The organism is Vreelandella titanicae (genome assembly GCF_014697095.1).
GTDB classification, from domain to species: Bacteria; Pseudomonadota; Gammaproteobacteria; order Pseudomonadales; family Halomonadaceae; genus Vreelandella; species Vreelandella titanicae.
Genome location: NZ_CP059082.1, coordinates 2,169,285 through 2,191,466 on the forward strand (window position 1 = coordinate 2,169,285; position 22,182 = coordinate 2,191,466).

24 protein-coding genes are annotated in these 22,182 nt (G+C 56.6%); 13 read left to right on the plus strand and 11 right to left on the minus strand.

What is annotated here, in order from left to right; all coding sequences use genetic code 11:
* Nucleotides 1-51 precede the first annotated feature (51 nt).
* Nucleotides 52-1,185: a glycerate kinase gene (locus tag HZS52_RS09940; protein ID WP_190374670.1), complete on the minus strand. Its 1,134-nt coding sequence runs from the start codon at nt 1,183-1,185 to the stop codon at nt 52-54.
* 140 nt (nt 1,186-1,325) lie between these two features.
* Here HZS52_RS09940 and HZS52_RS09945 point away from each other — a divergent pair, with 140 nt between their 5' ends.
* From HZS52_RS09945 to HZS52_RS09960, 4 genes are all read left to right on the plus strand, one after another.
* On the plus strand, nt 1,326-1,886 hold the full coding sequence (locus HZS52_RS09945; protein ID WP_009287466.1) for a hypothetical protein: 561 nt from the start codon (nt 1,326-1,328) through the stop codon (nt 1,884-1,886).
* Nucleotides 1,883-2,242 (plus strand): hypothetical protein, encoded by a 360-nt coding sequence (locus tag HZS52_RS09950; protein WP_027958624.1) that lies wholly within the window; start codon nt 1,883-1,885, stop codon nt 2,240-2,242. The genes HZS52_RS09945 and HZS52_RS09950 overlap by 4 nt, the downstream gene beginning before the upstream one ends.
* Complete coding sequence (locus HZS52_RS09955) at nt 2,239-2,898, plus strand: DUF1007 family protein (RefSeq protein WP_190374671.1); 660 nt, start codon at nt 2,239-2,241, stop codon at nt 2,896-2,898. Before HZS52_RS09950 ends, HZS52_RS09955 begins: the two co-directional genes overlap by 4 nt.
* A gap of 79 nt (nt 2,899-2,977) precedes the next feature.
* On the plus strand, nt 2,978-4,027 hold the full coding sequence (locus HZS52_RS09960) for a nickel/cobalt transporter (RefSeq protein WP_190374672.1): 1,050 nt from the start codon (nt 2,978-2,980) through the stop codon (nt 4,025-4,027).
* A gap of 7 nt (nt 4,028-4,034) precedes the next feature.
* Here the strand turns inward: HZS52_RS09960 and HZS52_RS09965 are convergent, their stop codons facing one another.
* Nucleotides 4,035-4,454 (minus strand): HIT domain-containing protein, encoded by a 420-nt coding sequence (locus HZS52_RS09965; protein WP_027958625.1) that lies wholly within the window; start codon nt 4,452-4,454, stop codon nt 4,035-4,037.
* 174 nt (nt 4,455-4,628) lie between these two features.
* On the opposite strand from HZS52_RS09965, the gene HZS52_RS09970 reads away from it, so the two are divergent.
* Together HZS52_RS09970 and HZS52_RS09975 are read left to right on the plus strand one after the other, a co-directional pair.
* Nucleotides 4,629-4,760, plus strand: a complete 132-nt coding sequence (locus tag HZS52_RS09970) for an entericidin A/B family lipoprotein (protein WP_190374673.1) — start codon at nt 4,629-4,631, stop codon at nt 4,758-4,760.
* A 109-nt stretch (nt 4,761-4,869) separates the two neighbouring features.
* Nucleotides 4,870-5,241, plus strand: a complete 372-nt coding sequence (locus HZS52_RS09975) for an I78 family peptidase inhibitor (RefSeq protein ID WP_027958627.1) — start codon at nt 4,870-4,872, stop codon at nt 5,239-5,241.
* A gap of 28 nt (nt 5,242-5,269) precedes the next feature.
* On the opposite strand, the gene HZS52_RS09980 is transcribed toward HZS52_RS09975, so the two are convergent.
* On the minus strand, nt 5,270-5,875 hold the full coding sequence (locus HZS52_RS09980; protein WP_009287463.1) for a LysE family translocator: 606 nt from the start codon (nt 5,873-5,875) through the stop codon (nt 5,270-5,272).
* Between the two features lie 97 nt (nt 5,876-5,972).
* Here HZS52_RS09980 and HZS52_RS09985 point away from each other — a divergent pair, with 97 nt between their 5' ends.
* Entirely contained in the window at nt 5,973-7,367 is a 1,395-nt protein-coding gene (locus HZS52_RS09985; protein ID WP_009287462.1) for an aminotransferase-like domain-containing protein, read from the plus strand.
* A 1-nt stretch (nt 7,368) separates the two neighbouring features.
* Here HZS52_RS09985 and HZS52_RS09990 read toward each other — a convergent pair whose 3' ends face one another.
* The 7 genes from HZS52_RS09990 to HZS52_RS10020 all read right to left on the minus strand — a co-directional run bounded on the left by HZS52_RS09990 (nt 7,369) and on the right by HZS52_RS10020 (nt 14,634).
* Nucleotides 7,369-8,373, minus strand: a complete 1,005-nt coding sequence (locus HZS52_RS09990; protein ID WP_190374674.1) for an ion transporter — start codon at nt 8,371-8,373, stop codon at nt 7,369-7,371.
* 23 nt (nt 8,374-8,396) lie between these two features.
* Nucleotides 8,397-8,924: an acyl-CoA thioesterase gene (locus HZS52_RS09995; RefSeq protein WP_009287460.1), complete on the minus strand. Its 528-nt coding sequence runs from the start codon at nt 8,922-8,924 to the stop codon at nt 8,397-8,399.
* A gap of 91 nt (nt 8,925-9,015) precedes the next feature.
* A complete protein-coding gene (locus HZS52_RS10000; RefSeq protein ID WP_022522076.1) occupies nt 9,016-10,326 on the minus strand; it encodes a short-chain fatty acid transporter in 1,311 nt (436 codons plus the stop codon).
* A 158-nt stretch (nt 10,327-10,484) separates the two neighbouring features.
* A complete protein-coding gene (locus HZS52_RS10005; RefSeq protein ID WP_022522077.1) occupies nt 10,485-11,783 on the minus strand; it encodes an MATE family efflux transporter in 1,299 nt (432 codons plus the stop codon).
* A 5-nt stretch (nt 11,784-11,788) separates the two neighbouring features.
* Nucleotides 11,789-12,037, minus strand: coding sequence for a YfhL family 4Fe-4S dicluster ferredoxin (locus tag HZS52_RS10010; protein ID WP_008957577.1), 249 nt, complete (start codon nt 12,035-12,037; stop codon nt 11,789-11,791).
* Between the two features lie 222 nt (nt 12,038-12,259).
* Nucleotides 12,260-12,754 carry a pantetheine-phosphate adenylyltransferase gene (gene coaD / locus HZS52_RS10015; RefSeq protein WP_022522078.1) on the minus strand — a complete coding sequence of 165 codons (495 nt, stop codon included), beginning with the start codon at nt 12,752-12,754 and terminating at the stop codon, nt 12,260-12,262.
* Nucleotides 12,751-14,634, minus strand: coding sequence for a beta-ketoacyl synthase (locus HZS52_RS10020; RefSeq protein WP_190374904.1), 1,884 nt, complete (start codon nt 14,632-14,634; stop codon nt 12,751-12,753). The genes coaD and HZS52_RS10020 overlap by 4 nt, the downstream gene beginning before the upstream one ends.
* Nucleotides 14,635-14,855: 221 nt before the next feature.
* Here HZS52_RS10020 and trmB point away from each other — a divergent pair, with 221 nt between their 5' ends.
* The 6 genes from trmB to HZS52_RS10050 are packed head-to-tail and all read left to right on the plus strand — an operon-like array spanning nt 14,856 to nt 21,710.
* The gene (gene trmB, locus HZS52_RS10025; RefSeq protein WP_009287456.1) at nt 14,856-15,521 is read left to right on the plus strand and encodes a tRNA (guanine(46)-N(7))-methyltransferase TrmB; all 666 of its coding nucleotides are present in this window, start codon (nt 14,856-14,858) and stop codon (nt 15,519-15,521) included.
* On the plus strand, nt 15,518-15,847 hold the full coding sequence (locus tag HZS52_RS10030) for a DMT family transporter (RefSeq protein WP_022522081.1): 330 nt from the start codon (nt 15,518-15,520) through the stop codon (nt 15,845-15,847). Before trmB ends, HZS52_RS10030 begins: the two co-directional genes overlap by 4 nt.
* A 9-nt stretch (nt 15,848-15,856) precedes the next feature.
* On the plus strand, nt 15,857-17,332 hold the full coding sequence (dacB, locus tag HZS52_RS10035) for a D-alanyl-D-alanine carboxypeptidase/D-alanyl-D-alanine endopeptidase (protein ID WP_027958632.1): 1,476 nt from the start codon (nt 15,857-15,859) through the stop codon (nt 17,330-17,332).
* A gap of 34 nt (nt 17,333-17,366) precedes the next feature.
* Nucleotides 17,367-17,738 (plus strand): diacylglycerol kinase, encoded by a 372-nt coding sequence (locus HZS52_RS10040; RefSeq protein ID WP_022522083.1) that lies wholly within the window; start codon nt 17,367-17,369, stop codon nt 17,736-17,738.
* 49 nt (nt 17,739-17,787) lie between these two features.
* Entirely contained in the window at nt 17,788-20,760 is a 2,973-nt protein-coding gene (gene glnE, locus HZS52_RS10045) for a bifunctional [glutamate--ammonia ligase]-adenylyl-L-tyrosine phosphorylase/[glutamate--ammonia-ligase] adenylyltransferase (RefSeq protein ID WP_009287455.1), read from the plus strand.
* Between the two features lie 56 nt (nt 20,761-20,816).
* Nucleotides 20,817-21,710, plus strand: a complete 894-nt coding sequence (locus HZS52_RS10050; protein WP_190374675.1) for an AEC family transporter — start codon at nt 20,817-20,819, stop codon at nt 21,708-21,710.
* A 47-nt stretch (nt 21,711-21,757) separates the two neighbouring features.
* Here HZS52_RS10050 and HZS52_RS10055 read toward each other — a convergent pair whose 3' ends face one another.
* Nucleotides 21,758-22,141 (minus strand): hypothetical protein, encoded by a 384-nt coding sequence (locus tag HZS52_RS10055; RefSeq protein WP_041159402.1) that lies wholly within the window; start codon nt 22,139-22,141, stop codon nt 21,758-21,760.
* Nucleotides 22,142-22,182 lie beyond the last annotated feature (41 nt).

Genomic DNA, 22,182 nt, shown 5'->3' on the forward strand with positions numbered 1-22,182 from the left:
TGATTTATTAGATGCTGGCGTTGAGCGCTTTTTTCAAGGTCTACATACATTTCAAGGTCTGTGCGCCCACAGCCGAAGCAGGCTTTCACAGCGCGCTTCCAGTAGTTCAGCGGTGCGCGGTAGTGCGTCAGCTAACGTCATGGGGCCATCGGCTAACGCGAAAGCGGCGGTGACGCCTTCATCAAAACAGGCTTGCCAACCATCGCCTAGGCTGCCCGCCAGCACGATAACGGGTTTGTGGAGACGTTTGGCGGCACGGGAAACGCCAATGGGCGTTTTTCCCGCCAGGCTCTGCCCATCCAAACGGCCTTCGCCGGTAATCACTAGATCTGCTTTGGCCAAGAGCATCGCCATGTCGGCCTGCTGCATAATCATCTCAATGCCGGGCTTTAGTGTGGCATTTAAAAAAGCCTTGGCCGCAAACCCCATGCCGCCCGCGGCCCCTGCACCCGGCAGCGTTCGATAATCATCGCCTAATGCATGAGCGCTGATATCGCCGAAGTGACCCAGCGCACGATCCAACTGCTCGACTTCTTCAGGTGATGCACCTTTTTGCGGGCCAAATACCGCGCTGGCACCACGTTCGCCTAGCAGCGGGTTGTCCACATCAACGGCGGCTTCCAGGCTAAACTTGGCTAACCGCGGGTCTAGCCCATCGAGTTCTAAGCTAGCCAATTGGTTAAGCGCCGCGCCGCCGGGGGGAAGCGGTTCGCCGTGTTGATCTAAAAAGCGCGCGCCCAGTGCCTGCAGCATGCCTGCGCCGCCGTCATTGGTGGCGCTGCCGCCAAGCAGCAGCAGCGCTTTTTCTGCACCTTGATCCAGTGCCGCCAGCAGTAGTTCACCCACCCCAAAGGTAGAGGTGTGTAGCGCATTACGCTCGTCGGCCGCTAAGTGCTGTAATCCGCTGGCTTCAGCCAGCTCAATAAACGCGGTACGCTGGTCGCTCAGCCATCCCCAGGCTGCTTGACGAGGGCGACCCAGGGCATCTTGAACGTTTAGCTGGCGCCGCTCGGCACCAGTCGCGGCGATGAGTGCGTCTAGACTGCCTTCGCCGCCGTCCGCTAAAGGGCAGACTTGAATGTGCGCCTCAGGTGCAGCGCGCTGCACGCCCCGCGCCATGGCAGTTGCGGCGTCTTGGGCGCTTAGTGCATCTTTGAAGCTGTCGGGGCAAAGCAAAACATTCATTAGCACGATCTCCGCAAAACGGTGTCTTCAATACGGTGTCTTCATTACCCTACAATGTCAGTTAAGTATGACCACCTTTGGCGAGCTTAGCGCGCTAGCCTGCGCCAAACCAGCGGCCTCGCCCATTTAGAGGGACTAATATGAAGTCGATACCCATAAGCTTAACCTGTCTGCTGGTACTTGCTGGCTGCCAAGTGGTTCCTGACCGTCTGCCCCAAGCGGAACCAGCGCCAGCGGCTTCGTGCTATTTCCCCGCCATCCATGAGCAGGCGCTGGAAACCAGCGTTGAGGTGCTCACCGAGTGGGGGTTTACCCTGAACTCTACCGATACTTCCCTGGGCTTGATCAGCGCCAGCCGCGAACGGCCACTGCACGGCTATTATGATCCTTACGATGATGCCTACAGCTATGGGCGTGGAATGCGCCTGTTTGGTGGTGTGGGCATAGGGCGCGGTGGTTCCGGTGTCGGTTTTGGCATCGGAGGGATTGGTTATGGCGGTGGCGTGGGCCAGCAGCCGGTGGAGGTGGAGCGTGTGTCGCTACTGGTGGATGACGCGCATATACGTATATCCCGAGATATTCGCCGCTTCGATCACTGGGGTGATCTGCGTGAATCCTACAGTGCTAGCAACGACGATTTCTGTCAGCGCTTTCAAACCAGTTTTACGCAAACCGCCCCTGCGACCGGGAGGCCGTTATGAAAATGCGCCACTGGTTGTTAATCGGGCTACTGGGGGGATTGGTTGGCTGCGCGACGACAACGCCTTTGGAACCCCGTGAACTGGTTTACGCTACCTCTTCAGAGGAAACCTTCCGCGAAGCCGTGGAATTGATGGTGGAGCAGGGCTATGTGGTACGCCATGCGGATCTGTCGTTGGGGCGCGCCGAGGCATCCCTTGCCCGCTGGCCGGAGTATCGCCTGCAACTGCAGGTAAGCGAAGAGGGCAGGGGCAGCCGCGTACGTGTTTCGGCGCTGAAGGGAAGTCAGCCCTTGCCGCCCTATTTGCTCGACCCTTGGCTTGTCGCCTTGCAACATAAATTAGGTGTCGCGCCATGAAGTGGGCGGGTACCGCAGTAGCCGTTTGCTTGGGTATGAGTAGCTTTGTGGTCAGCCCCGATGCCCGTGCCCACCCTCACGGCTGGATCGACCTGAGTGTGCGGGTCATCACCGATGATCAAGGCATGGTGAGTGGCCTGCATCAAACCTGGCGGATGGATCCCTTCTACAGCCTGGTCGTTTTTGAAGAACTACAGCAGTTGGAAAACGCCAGTCTAGAGGAGGGGCTGGATCAGCTTGGCAAAGAGATTCGCGATAATCTCGCCGCGCAGCACTATTTAACCGAAGTGAGTATTAATGGTGAACGCCAGGCGTTGGGTGAGGTAAGCGAATATACCGCCATGGAGCGGGATGGGCGGCTTACCTTTATGTTTATCCTGCCGCTGGAAGCGCCCCAACCGCTGACAGATGCCATGCTTAGCTACCAAGTGTTTGACCCCACCTACTACATCGAAGTGGTGCACGAGGAGGAGGGTGGCCAGCCACGGGATGATGCACTGATACTTCACGGTGAGCCTGTCTGTGAGTTGTCTATTCTCCCCGCTGATCCCGACCCTGAGTTGGTGATGCAAGCAGCGCTGCTCGATAAAGATGAGAGTGGTGAGCCCGGCTTGGGGCGCTATTTTGCCGAAACCGGCCAAGTTGATTGTCGCTAGGCGCTGTTCGAAAACAGGCAGAGCCGTGCTATTTTATGGCCTTGTTACTTTATAACAGCTTTTTCGGTGGAGCGGTTAAATGTTTTTAACACGGCCCTTTACACGTCAATTAGGGTTAATGCTGGGTCTGCTGCTAGCCGCAGCAGTGCTCATCATCGTTTGGCAAGGCGGGTTTCAGAGCGTGAGCTATCAGCTACTTGGTTGGCAGCGTGATCTGCACCGTTCGCTAACGCTGGCGATTACCGAACTGTCGCGCACCCCCACCATGGCGACCTGGGTGAGCCTGCTAGGCATTAGCTTCGCTTATGGCGTCTTTCATGCCGCCGGGCCGGGGCACGGTAAAGCCGTCTTGGCGACCTACTTAGCCTCCCACGGCGGTGCGGTAAAGCGCGCCTTGGGGCTCTCTTTTGCTGCCTCCTTACTGCAAGGCGTGACCGCCATTGCGCTGGTCGTTGTGCTGGTTTACGGCCTAGGCTGGATAACCCGGCAGGCCATGGGTAGCGTTGCCTGGGTCGAGCAGGCTAGTTTTCTGCTGGTGGCGGCGTTAGGGGCGTGGCTATGCTGGCGGGCCGTCAAGCAGTTGCGGCGAGCCTATCAGCCGGAGCGAGCGGCTCATTCGCACAGCCCAGGCCATGAACATAATCAAGACCATGAACATAATCCAAACCACGAACATAGCCATGGTCATGACCACAGCCACTGTTGCGGTGGTGCTCACCATATTGAACCGCATCAGACGTTAGATTGGCGTACGGCGATGATGACGGTCGGCGCCATTGGTATGCGTCCCTGTAGTGGGGCGGTATTAATGCTGGGGGCAGCCAGCTTGCTGGGTCAGTTTGAGGTGGGGGTAGCATCGGTAGTGGCCATGTCGATCGGCACTGGGATAACCGTATCAGCGCTTGCCCTGGCGAGCATTTTTGCCCGTGGCTGGGCGCAGCGGCGCTTATCCAAGCAGCAGTACAGCCAGCGCAGCGTACAAAAAGCCTCCGGCTGGGTGGCCTTGGCCGGTGGTGCGCTGATAGTAGTACTAGGGATTTCGCTTAGTGTTGCGGGCGTCGCACAGCCTGCCAGTGGGCCGCTCCTCAATGAGCCACCTGCTCGTCAAGGCCACCCATTAACGGGGTAAAAGTCGTCTATATATCAAGCCCGTCGATAAGTGCCAGTAACTGATCCCGTAACTGCGCCTGGCCATCCAGGTCGTAGGGTTCGGGGCTGCCATTGCCCCATACCGGTGCCGGCCAGGTCGCATCGCTGTGCCGTCTAAGCACAACGTGTACATGCAGTTGGCTAACCACATTGCCTAGCGAGGCAATATTGATTTTGTCCCCCTCAAGCGCTGTTTTCATTGCTTCACCTAGCTGAGTGGCTTCCCGCCACAGCTGCTGCTGGTCGTCAGCAGGAAGCTCAAATACTTCGCTAATAGAGGCGTGGCGCGGTACTAGAATCACCCAGGGATAGCGTGCGTCATTCATTAATAGCACGCGGCTTAGCGGAAGGTCTGCGATGGGGAAGGTGTCGGCGGCAAGGCGTTCATCCAGCTCGAATTTGATCAAAGGATAGGCTCCGGGCAAGGGTTTAGGTAATTGCTAGTATAGTCGCCTCGAAGCGACGTAGGGAAAGCGAGCGCGATTGCCAAAACGCTGTTACCCTGAAAAAACTCCCAAGAGGCAAATGACGTTGCCAGTGGAGTTTCCCGATGTTGAATGACTCGTTAAGGAGAACGGAAAATGAAAAAATTATTGGCCATGAGCTTTTTGCTGCTGATGACAGCGGGTGTTCTAACTGGTTGTAACACCATCTCTGGCGCTGGTCAGGATGTGCAAGAGGGCGGTAAAGCCGTCCAAGATGCCGCTGAATAATTAAGTAAGACTGTGTTTTAAAGCAAGTGGTATCCTACGGGCTAGGCTAACGCCCGGCCCGTTGGTTTTTATAACCGGTTTCCATGCCCCTATTTTTGGAGATTCAAGGATGAAACCCCGTATTACTCTGGCTAAGTTCGCTGCTGTTAGCGCTTGTGCACTGTTGTTAACGGCCTGCGTTAGTTCCCAAATGCCGATTTCCCCTGCCAACGACGACGTAGACGCAGCGCCACCGCCGCCAACGGTAGCGCCGAACGGTTCCAGTGGTGAGCAGGCTGCCAGCTGTGATCTAGACGCTATCCAATCCGCTATCGGTGAGCCCTTCGACGAGGCTAACGTTGCGCAGTTACAAAGCGATAGCGGCGCTCGGCAAGTACGCGTGCTGCGCCCTGGTAGTATGGCCACCATGGATCACCGTCCGGATCGCTTAAATATCCATCTTGATGATCAAGACGGCATTGAAGCGCTGCGCTGCGGCTAACGGTAGCCGAGCACAGCTCGTTTTCAGGCTAACCTAAAATCAGCACGACGCAGGCGGCGGTCAATGCCCCCATGGTGATATTGAACGCCCGCCACGCGGCCTCCGTTTTGATCCACTGCCCAATCGCCGTGCCAAAGGCGGCCCACAAAGCGATGCACGGTAGTCCCACTAGTTCAGCAAAGCCCGCCAGCACTAGCGCGTTGACTATCGGCTGACCGCTTTCGGGCAGAAAACCCGCCATCAGCGCCAGCCCCATTACCCACGCTTTAGGATTGGCAAACTGAAACGCCGCTGCCTGCCAAAATGTAAAGGGTACGCTATGGGTCTGCGCCTTAAGATTGGGCGGCGGGGCGCTGGCAATTTTCCAAGCCAAATAGAGCAAATACGCGCTGCCTATCCAGCGCAGTGCCGTTTGAATCGCCGGGTAGCGTTCAAACAGCACGCCCAAGCCCAGTGCTATACCTGCAAACAACAAAAAGCAGCCGCCTAAAATCCCCCACATATGCGGCAGCGTACGCCTAAAGCCGAAGTTAGCGCCAGAGGCGGTAAGCATAACGTTGTTCGGCCCTGGGGTAAGCGTCATCGACATCATATAGAGCGCGGCCGGACCGAGGATTACCCATTCGCTATTCATTTATTGTATCCATACAATTTGGTGATAAGGGTTGTTTTGTTGCCGCTTTTGCTAGCATAATGGGGTTTAAATTGACGTCAAAGGTTTTATTGTCACCATGACAATGTGGGTGCCTTCGCTAGCTGAATTTTCTGGTTCACGTTACCGCGCTATTGCCAGTGCCATTGAAGCCGCTATCCAGGCGGGAACACTACTGCCAGGGGAGCGATTGCCGCCCCAGCGCCGCTTGGCGGATGCGCTAGGTGTGACCATTGGCACGGTAACCCGGGGGTACGCTGAGGCTGAACGCAATGGCTGGGTGTCGGCACGGGTGGGTAGCGGCACCTATGTGAAGAGCCAAGACCAAAACAATGCTTTTAGCCTGACGTTTCCCGCTGACGAAACGGCCGGTGTGATCGATTTAAGCCTTAGCCTGCCACCGCCCCACCCGTTGCGGCAGACGCTGTTGAGCGAAGCGCTGGTCGCTTTAAGTCAATCCGGGGCAGCATTAGCACGTGGTGTTACTTACCAACAGGCCCAGGGGCGTCATGAGCATCGTGAAGTACTCGCTCGCTGGTTAAATACTTTGGGTATGCCGCTGATGGCCGATGAGCTGCTCATTACCCAGGGTGGGCAGCATGGCCTTAGTTTGGCGCTCAGCACCTTGCTAAGGCCGGGCGAGCTGTTGGCCGCTGATGCCTTGACCTATCCCGGTGCCATCAGCGCTGCGCAGCAGGGGCATCTAAAGTTGGTAGGCATTGGTCAAGACAGTGAAGGGATGCGCATGGATCTGCTTGAGGCGCAGTGTGCCCGGCAGCCACCTAGAGCGATTTATCTAACGCCGGAACAGAACAACCCCACCGGCGCGTGTTTAAGCGAATCGCGCCGCGAGCGACTGGTAACGTTGGCACGGCGCTACGATATCTGGCTGATTGAAGATGGCGTGCAGTATCTACCCGCTGAGCAGCGCGGTACACCCCTTTACAGGCTTGCGCCGGAGCGCACGCTGTTTGTGTTTAGTACCGCTAAAGTGCTGGCGGGGGGGCTACGAATTGGCGTACTGCGTGCGCCTAAAAGCTTGCACGAGCGGTTAGCGACAGGCCTTCGCGCTCAGAGTTGGATGGTGCCACCGCTAATGGTCGATGTGGTTTGCCATTGGATTAATCAGCCCGCGGCGGAAAAATTACTTACCTGGCAAACTCAAGAGCTCGCGGAGCGTCAGCAGTTGGCTGCCGAATGGCTAAAAGATTTTTCCTTAAGCGGGCGTTCGCACAGCAGCAATGTATGGCTTGCGCTGCCAGAGGGGAGCCGGGCCGTAGAGCTGTGTGAACGGCTACTGCAGCGGGGCGTTAAGGTCAGCAGCGCAGAGCCCTTTTGTGTCGGGAGCACGCCAGCGCCCCAAGCGATTCGGCTGTGTGTTGGGGCCGCGGCGGATCGCAGTGAACTGATTCAGGCATTGAGTATCGTCGCCGCCTGTTTAACCGAGCGCCCATTAGCCCCTGTCACTTTGTGAATTACTCGTAGCGGTCTTTCCAGCCCTGGTGGCGCACCTGGTCTTTAAGCATTTCGAGGACGTCGTACAGCACCTGCTCGGTGACCCGATTGCTGCCTTCGTCAACCGTCAGCCAGGTGTCGAAGCCGCTGTCGGCGGTGCGCTCCACTAACTGCCTAAACTCATCCGAATGCATGCCTAGCAGCAGCTCATCGACTAGCCGTTGAGCAACGCCGCTGAGTGATGCTTCCATCGCGCTGGTGGCCTGCTGCCCCATGGGCAGGCGATTAAGGCGCTGAATCTCGGGGCTTTCCCGTAGCGTGCGGCTAACTAAATCACTGATTGCCGCCATAATGGATTGGCGGTTGTGCTGGTAGGCTTTGCCGATAGTGCTCTCCAGCCGCTGAGCGATCTCATGAATCAGCTGAGCTTTGCGGGGCATGATCACACGTTCAATCACGCGCTCGGTCAGCGAATCGCTGGCGCGTATCTGCTGCTGTACATTGCCCAATAGACGCAGGGCGATGCGGTCGGAAAGCTCCTCAAGCAGAATGTCGTAATACTTGGCCACAAATTGATAGATGTACCAGTGGGTAACATCAATAAGGCCGAGGCGATGCAGCCGATTGATTAACGATATAACGCGTAAAATACGCAGTAGTCGAAAGCCCGCGAGGGGAATGCAGCCCAGCACATCGTACCAGTGCACGAAGGGGTAGAAAAACCAGCGGTGGTAGCGCCGCTCGGCAATCGCGATTGACCAGCCCAGCAGTACGTCGGCGATAAAAAAGCTGACAAATACCAGGTCGATGGTGATAAAACGGCTATGAATCACGTCATCGTAGAAGGTGTGAAAACCGGGGGCGAGGTTGGCGATGCCCTGGTTAATAGGGTCAAGCAGAAACAGCGAATCAAACAGCAGTAGCGATAGATTAATCACCACTAGCGTCAGGATAAAAAAATCCCAACCAATATGGGCGTATTCAACCGCTTTAGGCAGGTGTGGATAGCGTTCCCTGGCGGGCATACGAACTCCTTGTCGTTGGGTCTTTAATGGGCCTGGGACTGGTAATGCTGCTGGGTCAGCAGTTCCTCTTTTTCTGCCTGTTTGCGTAATTTTTTGCGCAGTGCCGCCTTTTCAAAACGCAGTTCCTGGAGCGGTGTGGCCAACTTGAGCGGCGGTACGCTAGCGGGTTTACCATCAGCGTCCACTGCTACCATGGTGAGGTAGCAACTGTTGGTATGACGGATCAGCTTATTACGAATATCTTCAGCCACGACCTTGATGCCCACTTCCATCGACGAGCGACCAACATGATTAACGCTGGCTAGAAAGGTGACCAGCTCACCGACATGAATCGGCTGCTTAAACAACACCTGATCCACTGACAGCGTCACCACATAGTGGCCCGAATAGCGGCTGGCGCAAGCAAAAGCGACTTCATCGAGCTTTTTAAGAATTGCACCACCATGGACTTTGCCGCTGAAATTCGCCATATCGGGCGTCATCAATACGGTCATGGAGAGTTCATGCTGCCCAGGCAGGGCAGCGTTAGCGCTGATTTCGGCGTCTGTCATTCGGTGCTCCTGCTCCTACGTGAGACCAATAACGGCTGCCCGTTACTCATATGCTTGGCAAACTGAGCGACGGGCAGTCATTGGCGGTTGTTTAAAACCATACCAGACCGACGGAAATAATAATGCCGGTGATAAAAAGCTGAATCAGGCAGAAGCCCATAATATCTTTCGCCTTTAGGCCCGCAATGGCGAGCACCGGGAGTGCCCAGAAGGGCTGTAGCAGGTTAGTCCAGGCATCGCCCCAAGCCACCGCCATGGCAACCCGCGGAATATCAGCTCCTAAGGCCTGAGCAGCCGGTAGCATCACCGGTGCCTGAACTGCCCACTGGCCGCCGCCGGAAGGGACGAATAGGTTGACAATACCCGCGCTGATAAACGACCAGAACGGCAGTGTATTGGTGGTGGCAAAGGAGACCAGCCACTCGGACATGCTCTCTGCTAGCCCGGACTGCACCATAATGGCCATGATGCCAGCGTAAAATGGGAATTGGATGACAATCCCTGCGCCGCCTTTAATCGCTTCGTGCAGGCTATTGAGCAGATTACGCGGCGTGCGGTGCAACACAATGGCTAGGAACAGAAACATAAAGTTAACGACGTTAAGGTTTAAGCCACCACCCCTTAGCAGGAAGTGATCAAGCAAGAACAGCAGCCCCGGCACACCGACCAGCAGGGCGAGGGTAAAGCTATTTTCCAGGCGTTCAGCAGGACGAGTAATGCGGCCAACCGGCTCTGGCTCTTCATTCAGAACATTTGGGTCGACATAGACACTATCCTTCTCATCCGGCAGCATCATGCGGTTTACCAGTGGGATGGCAATAAATAGGCAGGCCACAATAGCGAGGTTGAAGAAGGCGAAAATCGTAGAGCCGGTACCAATCACTCCAATTTGATCGGCGGAAAAATGCCCTTCGGTAGCGATGGTTAGCGGTATTGAGCCTGCCAAACCGCCGTGCCACACCACAAAGCCTGAGTAAGCACTGGCCACTAATAGCCGATAGTCAACGCGGATCAGCCGAGCCAGCTCTTTGGCAAATAGCGCGCCGACCACAAGGCCAAACCCCCAGTTAATCCAGCTGGCCGCCAATGAGACCAGCGTCACTAGGATGATTGCACCGCCAGGGGATTTAGCAGTACCGGCTATTTTCTGCAGAATGCGTTTTACTGGCGGTGAGCTTGCCAGCATAAAACCGGTGACCAGCACCAGCAGCATCTGCATAGAGAACGTCAGCAAGCCCCAGAAGCCATCACCCCAGAAGCGCAGTACTGCCAGCGGTGTTTGCCGCTCAATGGCGATTGCGGCGGCCGAGGCAATTAACGTCAGCAATAGTACGAAAATATACGGGTCGGGGAGATAGCGCTCCACCAGCTTTACCGCCGGTTTTGAGATCATTTTAAGCATGGGATGCTCTCTTTATTCATTATTAGGAAGTGGCTAAGCAAGGTCTTGGAAGTGTAACGGCATAGCTAATATACGGGTGAGTACGGAAATTTTCACGTTGAAGCTGCCCGCTTAATCTTACGTTAGCGTAGTTGAGGTTAATTGCGCCTGTTTTAACGCTAATGGTTTAACCGGTAGGGGCGATGGTAGTGAAAATAGTAGTAGACGATCAGCACCGCCGAGCGCACCAGCGTGAACAGCATAAACGCCAGCCAGAGCCCATGATTGCCCAATCCCTGGGTTAACCACCAAATGGGCAGGTAGGCGGCTAGGCCAATAAAGATACTGTTACGCATTTCACGTACCGCAGTGGTGCCAATAAACACCCCATCAAGGAGGTAGCTCCATACCGCAATCAGCGGCATGACGACCATCCAGGGCAAGTACTGCGCCGCAGTTGCACGCACCTCTTCAAGGCCGGTGAGCAGCGCTATGAGCGCATTGCCGCCCAGCGCGAACAGCAGGGCGGCAGCGCCAGCCGTCCATAATGAAAATCGCGCGGCGGCGCGCACAGTGGCGGCAAATTCCTGCCAATCCTGACGGCCATAGGCGCGCCCAATCAGTGATTCGGCAGCGTGGGCAAAGCCGTCCAGGGCGTAGCTGGTGAGCATGATAAATTGTAGCAGCACAGCGTTGGCAGCAAGCACTGTGTCGCCCTGGCGAGCGCCTTGAGCGGTAAAGAACGCCATGGCAAACAGCAGGCCGAGGGTGCGCACAAATAGGTTGGCGTTGACGTTAAACAGGGCTGTGTAAGCTGCGAGTGCCAGCAGACGCTCGCGCAAAAAATGGCCATCCAGTCGGGTTAGCTGGCGAAGCACCAGGTAGCTGCCAAACGCTAGGGCACTGTAGTCAGCGATTACGCTCGCCCAGGCCACGCCGTTGCTGGTCATTCCCAGACCCACCACAAACCATAAATCCAGCACGATATTAACGCTGTTGGTGAGCAGTAGAATCATTAGCGTAACGCGGGAGTTCTGTTGGCCCAAAAACCAGCCCAGAATGGCGTAGTTGGCGAGCACCGCCGGTGCAGACCAGAGGCGTATATGGGCGTACTCGCGGGCTAAATCGGTCGCTACTTCACTACCATCTAAGAGCCATAAACCGAGCGTAATCAGCGGCGAGGCAAACACAATCAGCAGGCTACCAATCACCAGCGCCATGATCAGCGACTGCCCCAGCAGGTTGCGCACGTCTGTATCGCTCTCGCGCCCCATGGCTTGGGCGACTAGCCCCGTAGTACCCATGCGCAAAAAGCCAAACCCCCAATAGAGGAAGCTAAACAGTGTGGCGCCGAGGGTAACGCCGGCTAAGTAGCGGGAGTCGGGCAAGTGCCCGACAACAGCGGTATCCACCAACCCGAGCAGTGGGACGGTGATATTGGAGAGGATGATTGGCCAAGCAAGGGCCCAAATCCGCATTGGGTTTAGGCGGCAGTGATGATGCGGTACTTCTTCATCAACTGTTCTTGGCTTTCGTGGCGTTCAGGGTCAAGTGGAATGCAGTCCACCGGGCAGACCTGTTGGCATTGAGGTTCGTCATAGTGACCCACGCACTCGGTGCATAGGTTAGGGTCAATGACGTAGATCTCCTCACCGGGGGAGATCGCATCATTGGGGCATTCGGGCTCGCAGACGTCGCAGTTAATGCACTCGTCGGTAATCATCAGGGCCATGGGCATACCTCGCAGATGGCATTAACACTCGGGCTTTGCACGAAAACTGCTTGCGCTCGTCCATACGTTGTTAAAAATCGGCTCAAAATACTCATTTACACCCTGTAAACTCCGTTTTTTCGCCGATTTTTGCCTAGTCTGGCCTTCGCTCAGCGACTTTTCGTACAAACCCCTAAGGTATCAATAGCAATACCTGAGTGTTTTACTCAACAATGGCGTTGGTTAGCTAGTGTAGTGGTTACGCAGCGCTTCGGCGACCTGAGGATGCACCAGGGGGGAAATATCGCCGCCAAGCTTGGCAATTTCGCGCACGATGGTTGAAGAGATATACGAATTTTCTACCGCGGGGGTTAAAAACACGCTCTCCAGCTCCGGGTTTTGTGCGCGGTTCATATTGGCCAACTGCAGCTCGTACTCAAAGTCAGAGACCGCGCGCAGGCCGCGCAGAATGATTGTCGCACCCTGTTCGTGCATCATGGTTGTGAGCAGGGTCGAGAAGCCGATCACCTCAACGTTGGGCAGCGGCGCGCAGACCGCTTTCACTAAGCTCATGCGCGTTTCCAAGTCGAGGTGGGGGCTTTTGCCAGGGCTTGCCGCCACCGCGATGACCACTTTGTCGAACATCCGTGCGCCGCGCTCGATCAGGTCAAAATGGCCATTGGTGATAGGGTCGAAGGTGCCGGGGTAGACGGCGATATTCAGTTTGCGCGTGGTCATTCCTCGCTCTCCTCGTCCAGGCAGCCAAACGGGTTATCGCTGGTTAAGGAGACGGCGTGGTCGTAACCGGGGATATGAATCCGGTCAGCGTGAATATCCAGCTCTGGGCCCTCCAGCACCGCTTCACCAAACTGATAGCGTGGAGCGTAGTGGCCACGGTCTGCCTGGGCCAAGTAGGCCGCTGCCGCTTCGCGGGTGGTTTCGCGACGGGTTTTCCAGGAGTTCACCGCCGCCGCGCCGTGGCGCTGCGTCAGCAGGCGTTCGGTCACCGCAGGTGAAAGCACCACGCCGGTGGCGTTGTTGCCGCCGAAGCCCTTGGCGTTAATAAAAGCAGCGTCCGCGCGAAAAGTTTGTGCCGTTTGAGAAAAGCGCAGCCGCTCAGCATAGACATCGTCAGCCACCGTATCCAGCGTGGGAATGCCCGGCAGCAAGTCGTGGGCAAAACTACCCAGTGCGCTCGCCAACTGGTCGCCCGCCGCGGAGCCTTGTGAGTGGCCAATAAAGGCTTTAATCGCCACTACGGGCCAGTCGCTAATGCCGTTGGCGCGGGCAATTTCGTCGAACACATGGGATTCGGTAATGCGGTTTTTGGGTGTGCTGGTGCCGTGAGCGTGCAAAAAGCTGCGCTCTTTAAGGGATTTTTCTCCCAGCATATCGCGCACCAACGCAGTCGCTTTGCCGAGGGTGATGTAGTTGCCGATGCCCGGCGCCGAAATCGAGCGCTTGTAGCCATCGGCATTAACGAACACATCAGGCACCGCTCCGAGAATATCCGCGCCGACTTCCAACGCTAGGGCATCGTCCATCAGCAGCACGAACTGGCTGGCTTCCGCCATGGTAAAGCCACAGTTGCGCGCAAACGGACGGCAGGCGCGCTGATAATCGCTGTCGGTGAGCAGCTCCAGAGCATCCAGGGCTTTCAGACCAGCGTCGTCAGCTAGCGCACCCATGGCCCGGAAACCCTCGATGATTTCCGGGGTGATGGGAGCGTCTGCAGTACCCACCATCACCACACGACGGCGTCCGGCGCGAATGTCATCAATACCCAGGCGCAGGTTATAGAGAAAGCTGGCACAGGCGCCTAACGCTGCGCCTGTGCCACCTACGCTACCCAGTACATAGGCATTCAAAAAGTCGGCGGGCATCTGACCATAGCCCAGAGGCATTTGCTTGGAGGTGGCGCGTTGACCACTCACCAGGCTTTTCAGTAAGCCGCCCCAGCCTTGATCGTCTAGCTGTCCAATGGAGTTCCCGGCGTACACGGCAATATGATCCGGATTTAACTGTTGGCGCAGCGTCTCCCAAGAAAGACCGCTGGCGCCCAGGCAGTCGCTGGCACCAAATACCGCCAGCGATAGCCCGCGGGGGTGGTGCACGCTGCGGTAGAGGTTTGCGGGGTCAAAGCCGCTGGGTAGCTGGGCCGCCGCGCGTACCTTGGGTAACTGCGCGTCGGGAAGCAGTACCTCTAACACCCCTGCAGGTACGCTCACCTCTACCTCGCGGACATCAATGTCGCGCACCTGCCAATCCTCCGGCAGGTGTTCGGGTAACTGGCGGCGGCGCAGGGTAAAGCGTAGCGGCTCGGCCAACTGCATACTGGCTTGCCGGTTTGACGGCATGCCAGGGTCGAGAAAGCGTGGGTCTTCGTTGCGTCGGATCAGGGTGTGGTTCAGCACCTGATCGCGCAGCGACTGCGCTGGGGCCTCTACGGGCTGACCTTGACTATCGTGCCACCCCTCTTCGGAGTGCTCGACTAGACGCATAAGCGCGGCCAAGCCTTCCAGTGTCTGGCGTTGCTGGTCAGCAGGAAGGGCATCAAGCACGGTGCGGCGGAAGGCCTGATGGCCAGAGGTTCTGCCAGCGGGATTGATGCCGCCCATGCCGACAATCACCGGTAAGTGTGACAAGCCGGGTTCCTCGTGGTGCGGTGGTGGTAATAACAATTATCGGCAAAAGTACTCGGTATATGATGCCTAGTACCATGCGCTTAATAAGTACGCTAAGAAGCACGTTATGCGTGATCATAGCACCGGCTGAGCAACGGCGTCATGCCGCGAGCGTTCGAGACTGATAGAATCACGCTTTTCAGCCGAGTAATGGCATGCAGCATACTTCTCGACCAGTGGTTTCTAATCAGCCAGGCCCACATCAGGATCTCGCCCGACGAGTGAGCCGAGCGTTAACGCATCCGCTACGTAAACCAATCGCCGAACACACGCAGCGCAGTTTCGCCCTGGCGGCAGAGTGGTTCGTGGGCCGTCAGGCACCGTTGATACTCGATTCGGGCTGTGGCGTGGGGATATCGACCCGCCAACTGGCGGTGCAGTTCCCTGCCCATGCGGTAATCGGCGTGGATCGCAGCGAGGATCGTTTGGGGCGCGACCACGGCCAGTTGCCTGACAATGCGCTGCTGGTAAGAGCGGATCTGGTCGACTTTTGGCGCTTGGCCTATCAGGCTGGCTGGGCGCCAGAGTATCACTTTCTCCTTTATCCGAACCCTTATCCCAAGGCGGGGCACCTAAAAATGCGCTGGCATGGCCATGCGGTTTTACCCACACTGTTGGCGCTTGGCGGGTATCTTGAGTTGCGCTCCAACTGGTCCCTCTACGTTGAAGAGTTTGCTTTGGCAGTGGCACAGGTAACCGGCAAACAAGCAGCGGTGACTGAAATTGCGCCTAAAGGGGACTATTTAACCCCTTTCGAAGCTAAGTATGCTCAGAGTGGCCAGGTTCTGTGGCGTTTATGCGTTGAGTTGGAGCGAACATGACGTTTGTCTATTTGGTGTTGGCGATTGTGGCCGAAGTGATCGCCACGAGCGCCTTAAAAGCCTCCATGGGCTTCACGCGCCCGCTACCCAGCGTGGTGGTGGTAGTGGGTTACGGGTTAGCTTTTTATTTGCTCAGCCTGGTGCTGCGCACGCTGCCGGTAGGGGTTGCCTATGCGATTTGGGCAGGCCTGGGCATTGTGCTGGTCACCTTGGTCGGCATAGTGGTATTCGGTGAAAAGCCTGATTTGCCGGCGGTGATAGGAATTAGTTTGATAGTAGCAGGCGTGGTCATGCTGCAAATGTTTTCAAAAATGAATGTGCATTGAGGAGCTGTAATGGGGTGTTTTTTTGCTGTTAAGCGCATGCAGCGCTGGTCGCTGGTGACAGGTGTAGCCACACTGGCGCTGTGTGCCAGCACCAGTCTGTTCGCCGATTTCAATCGCCTGGGCCAACTGCAGAGCAAAGGCTTTTCGATTAGCGCGGAAGCACGCCTTTTGGATGCCGATGCAGGCGCCAATGCGTTGTTGGGCAGCATCACCCCGGATCGACAGCTGTCGCCCGCTTCGGTCACTAAAGCCTACTTGTCGGCGGCGGCGCTAAACCGTTTTGGCCCCCAGCACCGCTTTACCAGCCAACTGGTCAGCTCCGCTAGCATTGAAAATGGGGTGTTACGCGGTGACTTGGTGTTTGAGGGCGGCGGGGACCCGGGCCTAACCACTGAGAACCTTTGGCGCTTGGTGCAGCGTTTGCACTTAGCCGGGGTGCGTGAGGTAGAGGGGGCGTTGGTGGTCAGCCAGTGGCGCTTTGGGTCAGTGGACTGTATTACCACGGATCGCTGTAATGCCCTGACTCGGGTTGCCAATGCCTATAGCGCGCCGCTCTCCTCAGCTGGCGTTAACTTTGGTAGCTGGTGCGTTAATGTCGCACCAGCGACGAACGCGGGTGAGCCCGCCCAAGTGGGGCTATGCGATAGCCAGACGTCGCTGATCACCATTGATAACCAAGTAATCACCCGCCCCGCCAATAGCGGTACTGAGATTAGCGCTGAACGAATTACCGATGAGCGTGGCGACGTGATGCGCTTGACGGGGCAGATCTCCACCAATGCCACTGCACGCGATGTCTACCGTGGCGCAGGGGATGCCGCCGAAACAACCGCGCAAGTCCTAATGGGCATGTTGAACCAGGCGGGTATACAGGTGCGCGAAGCGTGGCGCGTTAGCTCGTCTCAGCCGCCTAGCAGCGCCCAGCGTCTGGCGGCGGTGGACAGCCAGCCACTGCAAGAGCTATTGCTGCGCATCATGAACTACTCCAATAACTATATGGCCGATGTGCTGGCGCTGGATCTCGTCGAGACACCCCAGGCACAGCTACGCCAGGCGGGCCAGGCGATTGAAACTTACGCCCACAGCCTGCCCGGGCACGGGCCGTTAACATTGTATAGTGGTAGCGGACTGACCACTGAAAACCGCACATCGGCCCAGGGCGTTAACGTAATGCTGGAGGACATGTTTCGTCAAAGTAGCCTGTTTCCCAGCTTTGTGGCGGCCTTTCAGTCACCCGCTAACGGGGTAATGCGCTTCATTCGGCGAGGTTCCTCCACGTTTCAAAACAATGTCATGATCAAAACCGGCACGCTTAACCAACCTTTTGCAGTACGCGCCGCGGCGGGCTATTTTCGCACTGCGCAAGGGCGCTGGGGGGTGTTTAGTGTCATGGTCAATGGTAACGGCAGTACGCCTTATTTAAGCTGGACTGAAGTGCTGGATCCGTTGTCACAGGATCTAGAAGCAATGATGTTAGCGAATTGAACAAACTCTACGCTCACAAGGTGAGGCGATCTGCATGAAACCTGGGCATACCGGTTTAACACATTTGGTTCACTCCACACGCTATTCGTGGAAAGGCCTGAAAGCGGCGTTCAGAAACGAGGCGGCTTTCCGTCAAGAGGTCGGCATTACGGTAGTACTGCTGCCGCTTGCCTGGTGGATCGGTGAAGGACCTATCAGTTGGCTACTGCTAGTGGGTAGTCTGTTTTTTGTACTGATAGTGGAGCTGCTTAATAGTGCGATTGAGAACGTGGTGGATCGGATTGGTACCGAGCACCATGAGCTTTCAGGGCGGGCCAAGGATATTGGTTCGGCGGCGGTGATGCTGTCGCTGATCATGGCCGGGCTTACCTGGGGGCTATTGGGCTGGGAAAAATTCTTTAGCTAAGCAGGTAATTGAAAGCGAACGTTTTTGACGCGCTGTCAGCGAGGTAGTTATGCAAGTGAACGACGATTTCTTACCGTTGTCGACGCTGCCAGCGTCGTTACATACCGCCACCCAATCCGCCTGGAAGCGGCTACGCGAGGCGCTTGCTCAAGCCGATAATGTCGCCGAGATGACCAAGCAGGAATTGCCTTCCAGTAATTGGCAAGGGCTTTCGGAGCAGCGTCGCGAGGCGCTTGCTAAAGTATTGACCATCTCGACCTTCGCGCTGGATACCTTGGTTCGCTACCCCCAGTGGTTGGCCGAGTTGGATATTGCCGGTGAGTTGGACGTAAACCCAGGTCGAGATGAGCTGGCTAGCTGGCTGAGTGAGTCACTTGAGAGTGCCGAAGACGAAGAGGCGATGCAGCGGGTAATCCGCCGTTTTCGTCGCAAGCGTATGCTGGGGATTATCTGGCGTGACCTTAACCGTGCCTCTGGCCATAGCATGTGGAGTACCGCCACGGCGGTGTCTGAGCTTGCCGAAATATGCTTGGAAGCGGCATTAACCTGGCTTGAACGTTTTTACGCGCCGCGTTGGGGCTTACCTGCCCCACGTAAAGACGGCACGCCCCAGCGTCTGGTGATTCTGGGTATGGGCAAACTAGGTGCTGGGGAGCTGAACCTCTCTTCCGATATCGATCTGATCTTTGCCTTCCCTGAAAAAGGTGAGACGCAAGGTGGGCGCAAACCGTTAGAGCACCAGGAATACTTTACCAAGCTGGGGCAAAAGCTGATTGCCGCCCTGGATGCCATGACCGCCGATGGCTTCGCCTTCCGTGTCGATATGCGCTTGCGGCCTTTGGGCGACGGCGGGCCGCTGGTGGGCTGTTTTGCCATGCTCTCTAGCTACTACCAGGATCAAGGCCGCGAATGGGAGCGTTACGCCATGCTCAAGGCGCGCCCGGTCGCGGGGGATCTGGACGCGGGCGATGAGCTGTTGGCCGGGCTGCGCCCCTTTGTGTATCGCAAATACCTGGATTTTGGCGCCATTGAGTCGCTGCGTGAACTGAAAGCGATGATCAACCGCGAAGTGAAGCGCAAAGGCATGCAGAGCAATATCAAACTTGGCTCCGGCGGCATTCGTGAGGTTGAGTTCGTCGTGCAGGCGTTCCAACTGATTCGCGGCGGCCGCGATACGGAGCTGCAGGTGACATCGCTAAAAACGGCGCTCAATCGTTTGCCCGAGCTGGGCCTGTTGCCGCAGGAAGTGGTCGATGAGCTGCTGCCTGATTATGCTTTTCTGCGCGATGTCGAACACGCTCTCCAAGCACTGGAAGACCGTCAGACACAGACCTTGCCCAGCGATGATGCTGATCGTGAACGGGTAGCCTTCGCCATGGGGCATGAAGATTGGCCGGGGTTGATAGCCCAGCTTGACGAAGTGCGCGAGCGGGTGCGCCAACACTTTGATGCCGTGATTGCCGACCCCGAAGAGGATGTCGATGAGGCCAACGATGATAGCCAGCTTGGCTTGGCTCAGTGGCGGCTTATTTGGCGCGGCGAGTTAGAAGTGCAGGAGGCCAGCGCGTACCTGGCCGAGGCGGGTTTTAACGAGCCAGAAAAAGCCTTGAAGCGGCTGCATAGCCTTTATCATTCTCGGCAAGTGCAAAGCATGCAGCGGATTGGCTTCGAGCGCTTGGATGCGTTAATGCCGCTGCTGTTGGATGCGGTGGCGGGCAATGAAGCACCGGATACCGCGCTTGAACGGGTACAGCCGCTGATTGAGGCCGTACTGCGGCGTACAGCTTACCTTGCGCTGCTGCGCGAAAACCCCCAGGCGCTCGAACACCTGATGCGCTTGTGCGCCGCGAGCCCCTGGATAGCTGAACAGCTGTCGCGTTATCCCATTCTGCTCGACGAGCTGCTGACGCCAGAAACGCTGTATACCCCCGCCGATAAAGCGCGCCTTGCCGATGAGCTGCGCCAAACGCTGAATCGTTTGCCAGAGGATGATGAAGAGGCCCAGCTAGAGGCATTGCGCGTTTTTAAACACGCTCAAACCCTGCACGTAGCGGCGTCGGATATCGTGGGTACTCGGCATCTAATGAAAGTAAGCGATTACTTAACCTATATCGCCGAAGTCATTCTCGATGCCGTGTTGGCGATGGCGTGGAAGCATATTACCCGCAAGCACGGTGTTCCTGAGGGGCTGAATGCCGGGGAAGCGGCTTTTCTGATCGTTGGTTACGGCAAACTGGGCGGCATTGAGCTGGGCTACAGCTCCGATTTAGATCTTGTTTTCCTTCACGATAGCGATGGTCAGGGCACAACTGATGGTCCACGACCCATTGATACGCCAGTGTTTTTTACCCGTCTGGGACAGCGTATTATTCACCTGCTCACCGCGGTAACGCCCACCGGCACGCTGTATGAAGTGGATATGCGCCTGCGGCCTTCGGGTAATTCAGGACTATTGGTGACATCGCTTAAAGCCTTTGCCGAGTATCAGCGTCAGAATGCCTGGACCTGGGAGCACCAGGCATTGGTGCGCGCCCGGGTGGTGGCGGGTAGCGATTCGCTGGCCGAGAAATTCAGTCAGTTACGGGGCGATATTCTAGGTGGTGAGCGAGATAAAGCTGCACTGCGCGAAGAGGTGGTCAAGATGCGTCAGAAAATGCGCGACCATCTGGGCAGTAAAACCACCAGCAATACCTTTAACGTCAAACACGATGCGGGCGGTATGGTGGATATCGAGTTTCTCTGCCAATACGCGGTGTTAGCGCTTGCTCACCAAACGCCTGCGTTACTTACCTACAGCGATAATATCCGCATTCTAGAGAGCCTGACCGAGAGTGGGCACTTACCAGCTGAAGAGGCAGAGCGTCTTCGCGAGGCTTATCTGGCTTATCGCAGCGCTACGCACCGAGCGGCGCTCACCGGTCAGAAAGCACTCAGCGATGGTGAGGAATTCCGTGCGCATCGCGATATAGTCACCGCGCTCTGGCAGCGCTTTCTTGAACCTTCCACCGCCGATAACCGCTAGTCAGACGGTAACCAGGACGCAACAGTGATAACAAGGAATAGGGCTGGGCGGTCCGTATGATTGGACATATTCTGGCCACGCTATTGCCAGTATTTTTAATCGCTGGCTGTGGCGCAGCCTATGGGCGCTACCGTACACCGGATATTCGCAGTCTCAATACCCTCAACATGGAGCTGTTCGTTCCGCTATTGGTGTTCGCCGTGCTGGCTGACCGGCAAGCGCCGTTAGCTGAGTACGCCTGGCTGGCCACGGCAGCGATAGCAGTAGTGCTGGGGTCGGGGCTTGTACTTTGGCCGCTGGCAAAGTGGCTAAAGCTGGATAGCAAAATCTTCCTTCCGCCGATGATGTTCAACAATGCGGGCAATATGGGCGTACCGCTGCTGGTGTTGGCATTTGGTGCTGAGGCGCTTCCTGCGGCGGTGGTGGTGTTTATCGTTGAAATGCTGCTGCACTTTTCGGTGGGGCTTTACATGCTTAACCCGCGCACTTCGCTATGGCGAATGCTGCGCATGCCAATTGTACTCGCGAGTCTGGCGGGTTTAGCGGTGAATATCAGTGGCCTGCCGCTGCCTGGCTGGCTGCTGGAGGCGATGCATATGCTAGGCGGGGTATGTATTCCGCTAATGCTGTTTGCGTTAGGGGTGCGGCTCTTGGAGATCGACTTTAGCGATTGGCGTATGGGGATACTGGGGGCGGTGCTGTGTCCGCTTTCCGGATTAGTAATTGCTTTGCCGTTGATGTGGCTACTGCCACTAAATGCGCTTCAGGCGGCGGTGCTGCTGGTATTTGCGGCACTGCCGCCTGCGGTGTTGAATTACTTGGTCGCAGAGCAGTATAAGCTGGCGCCACAAAAAGTGGCTTCGCTGGTGCTGATTGGTAACCTGGGCAGTCTGGTCGTTATGCCGCTGACCTTGGCCGCGGCATTTACCTGGGTTTACGCGCCGCTGTAACAAAGTATACGGCACTAGGTGGCGCGAAAAAGTGACTAACGGGTTAATTAACGATCATCTTTAACTTCATAGCTGCCTTCCAAGACATCCTGATGACCAGGACGGTTTTGCGCAGACGTATGCGGGGAAGCATGTCCGTGAGAATGCCCTTGAGAATATCCCCCACCTATATCCTGTGCCTGCTGGGCGCGCATCTGCTCCATACGCTTTTTCATTTTATGGCGCATAAACGGCATCATTGCCCAGCCAATCAGCAGGAAAAACAGGCCGAGTACCACGCCGACTATCATTAACGCGCCAAACGCCAGCCACGTGAGCAGCAGCTTCAAGCTGCCCGCCACTCCGCTGGGTTGAGTTTGCGCAGCACGGGCGCGCCATTGGTTAGCCGCTTGCCATGCAGCGTTGCGTTGGTCGCGATTCATCTGTGGCATGAGAGCCTCCATCGGTTATTCGCACCCATTGGAACACAGTA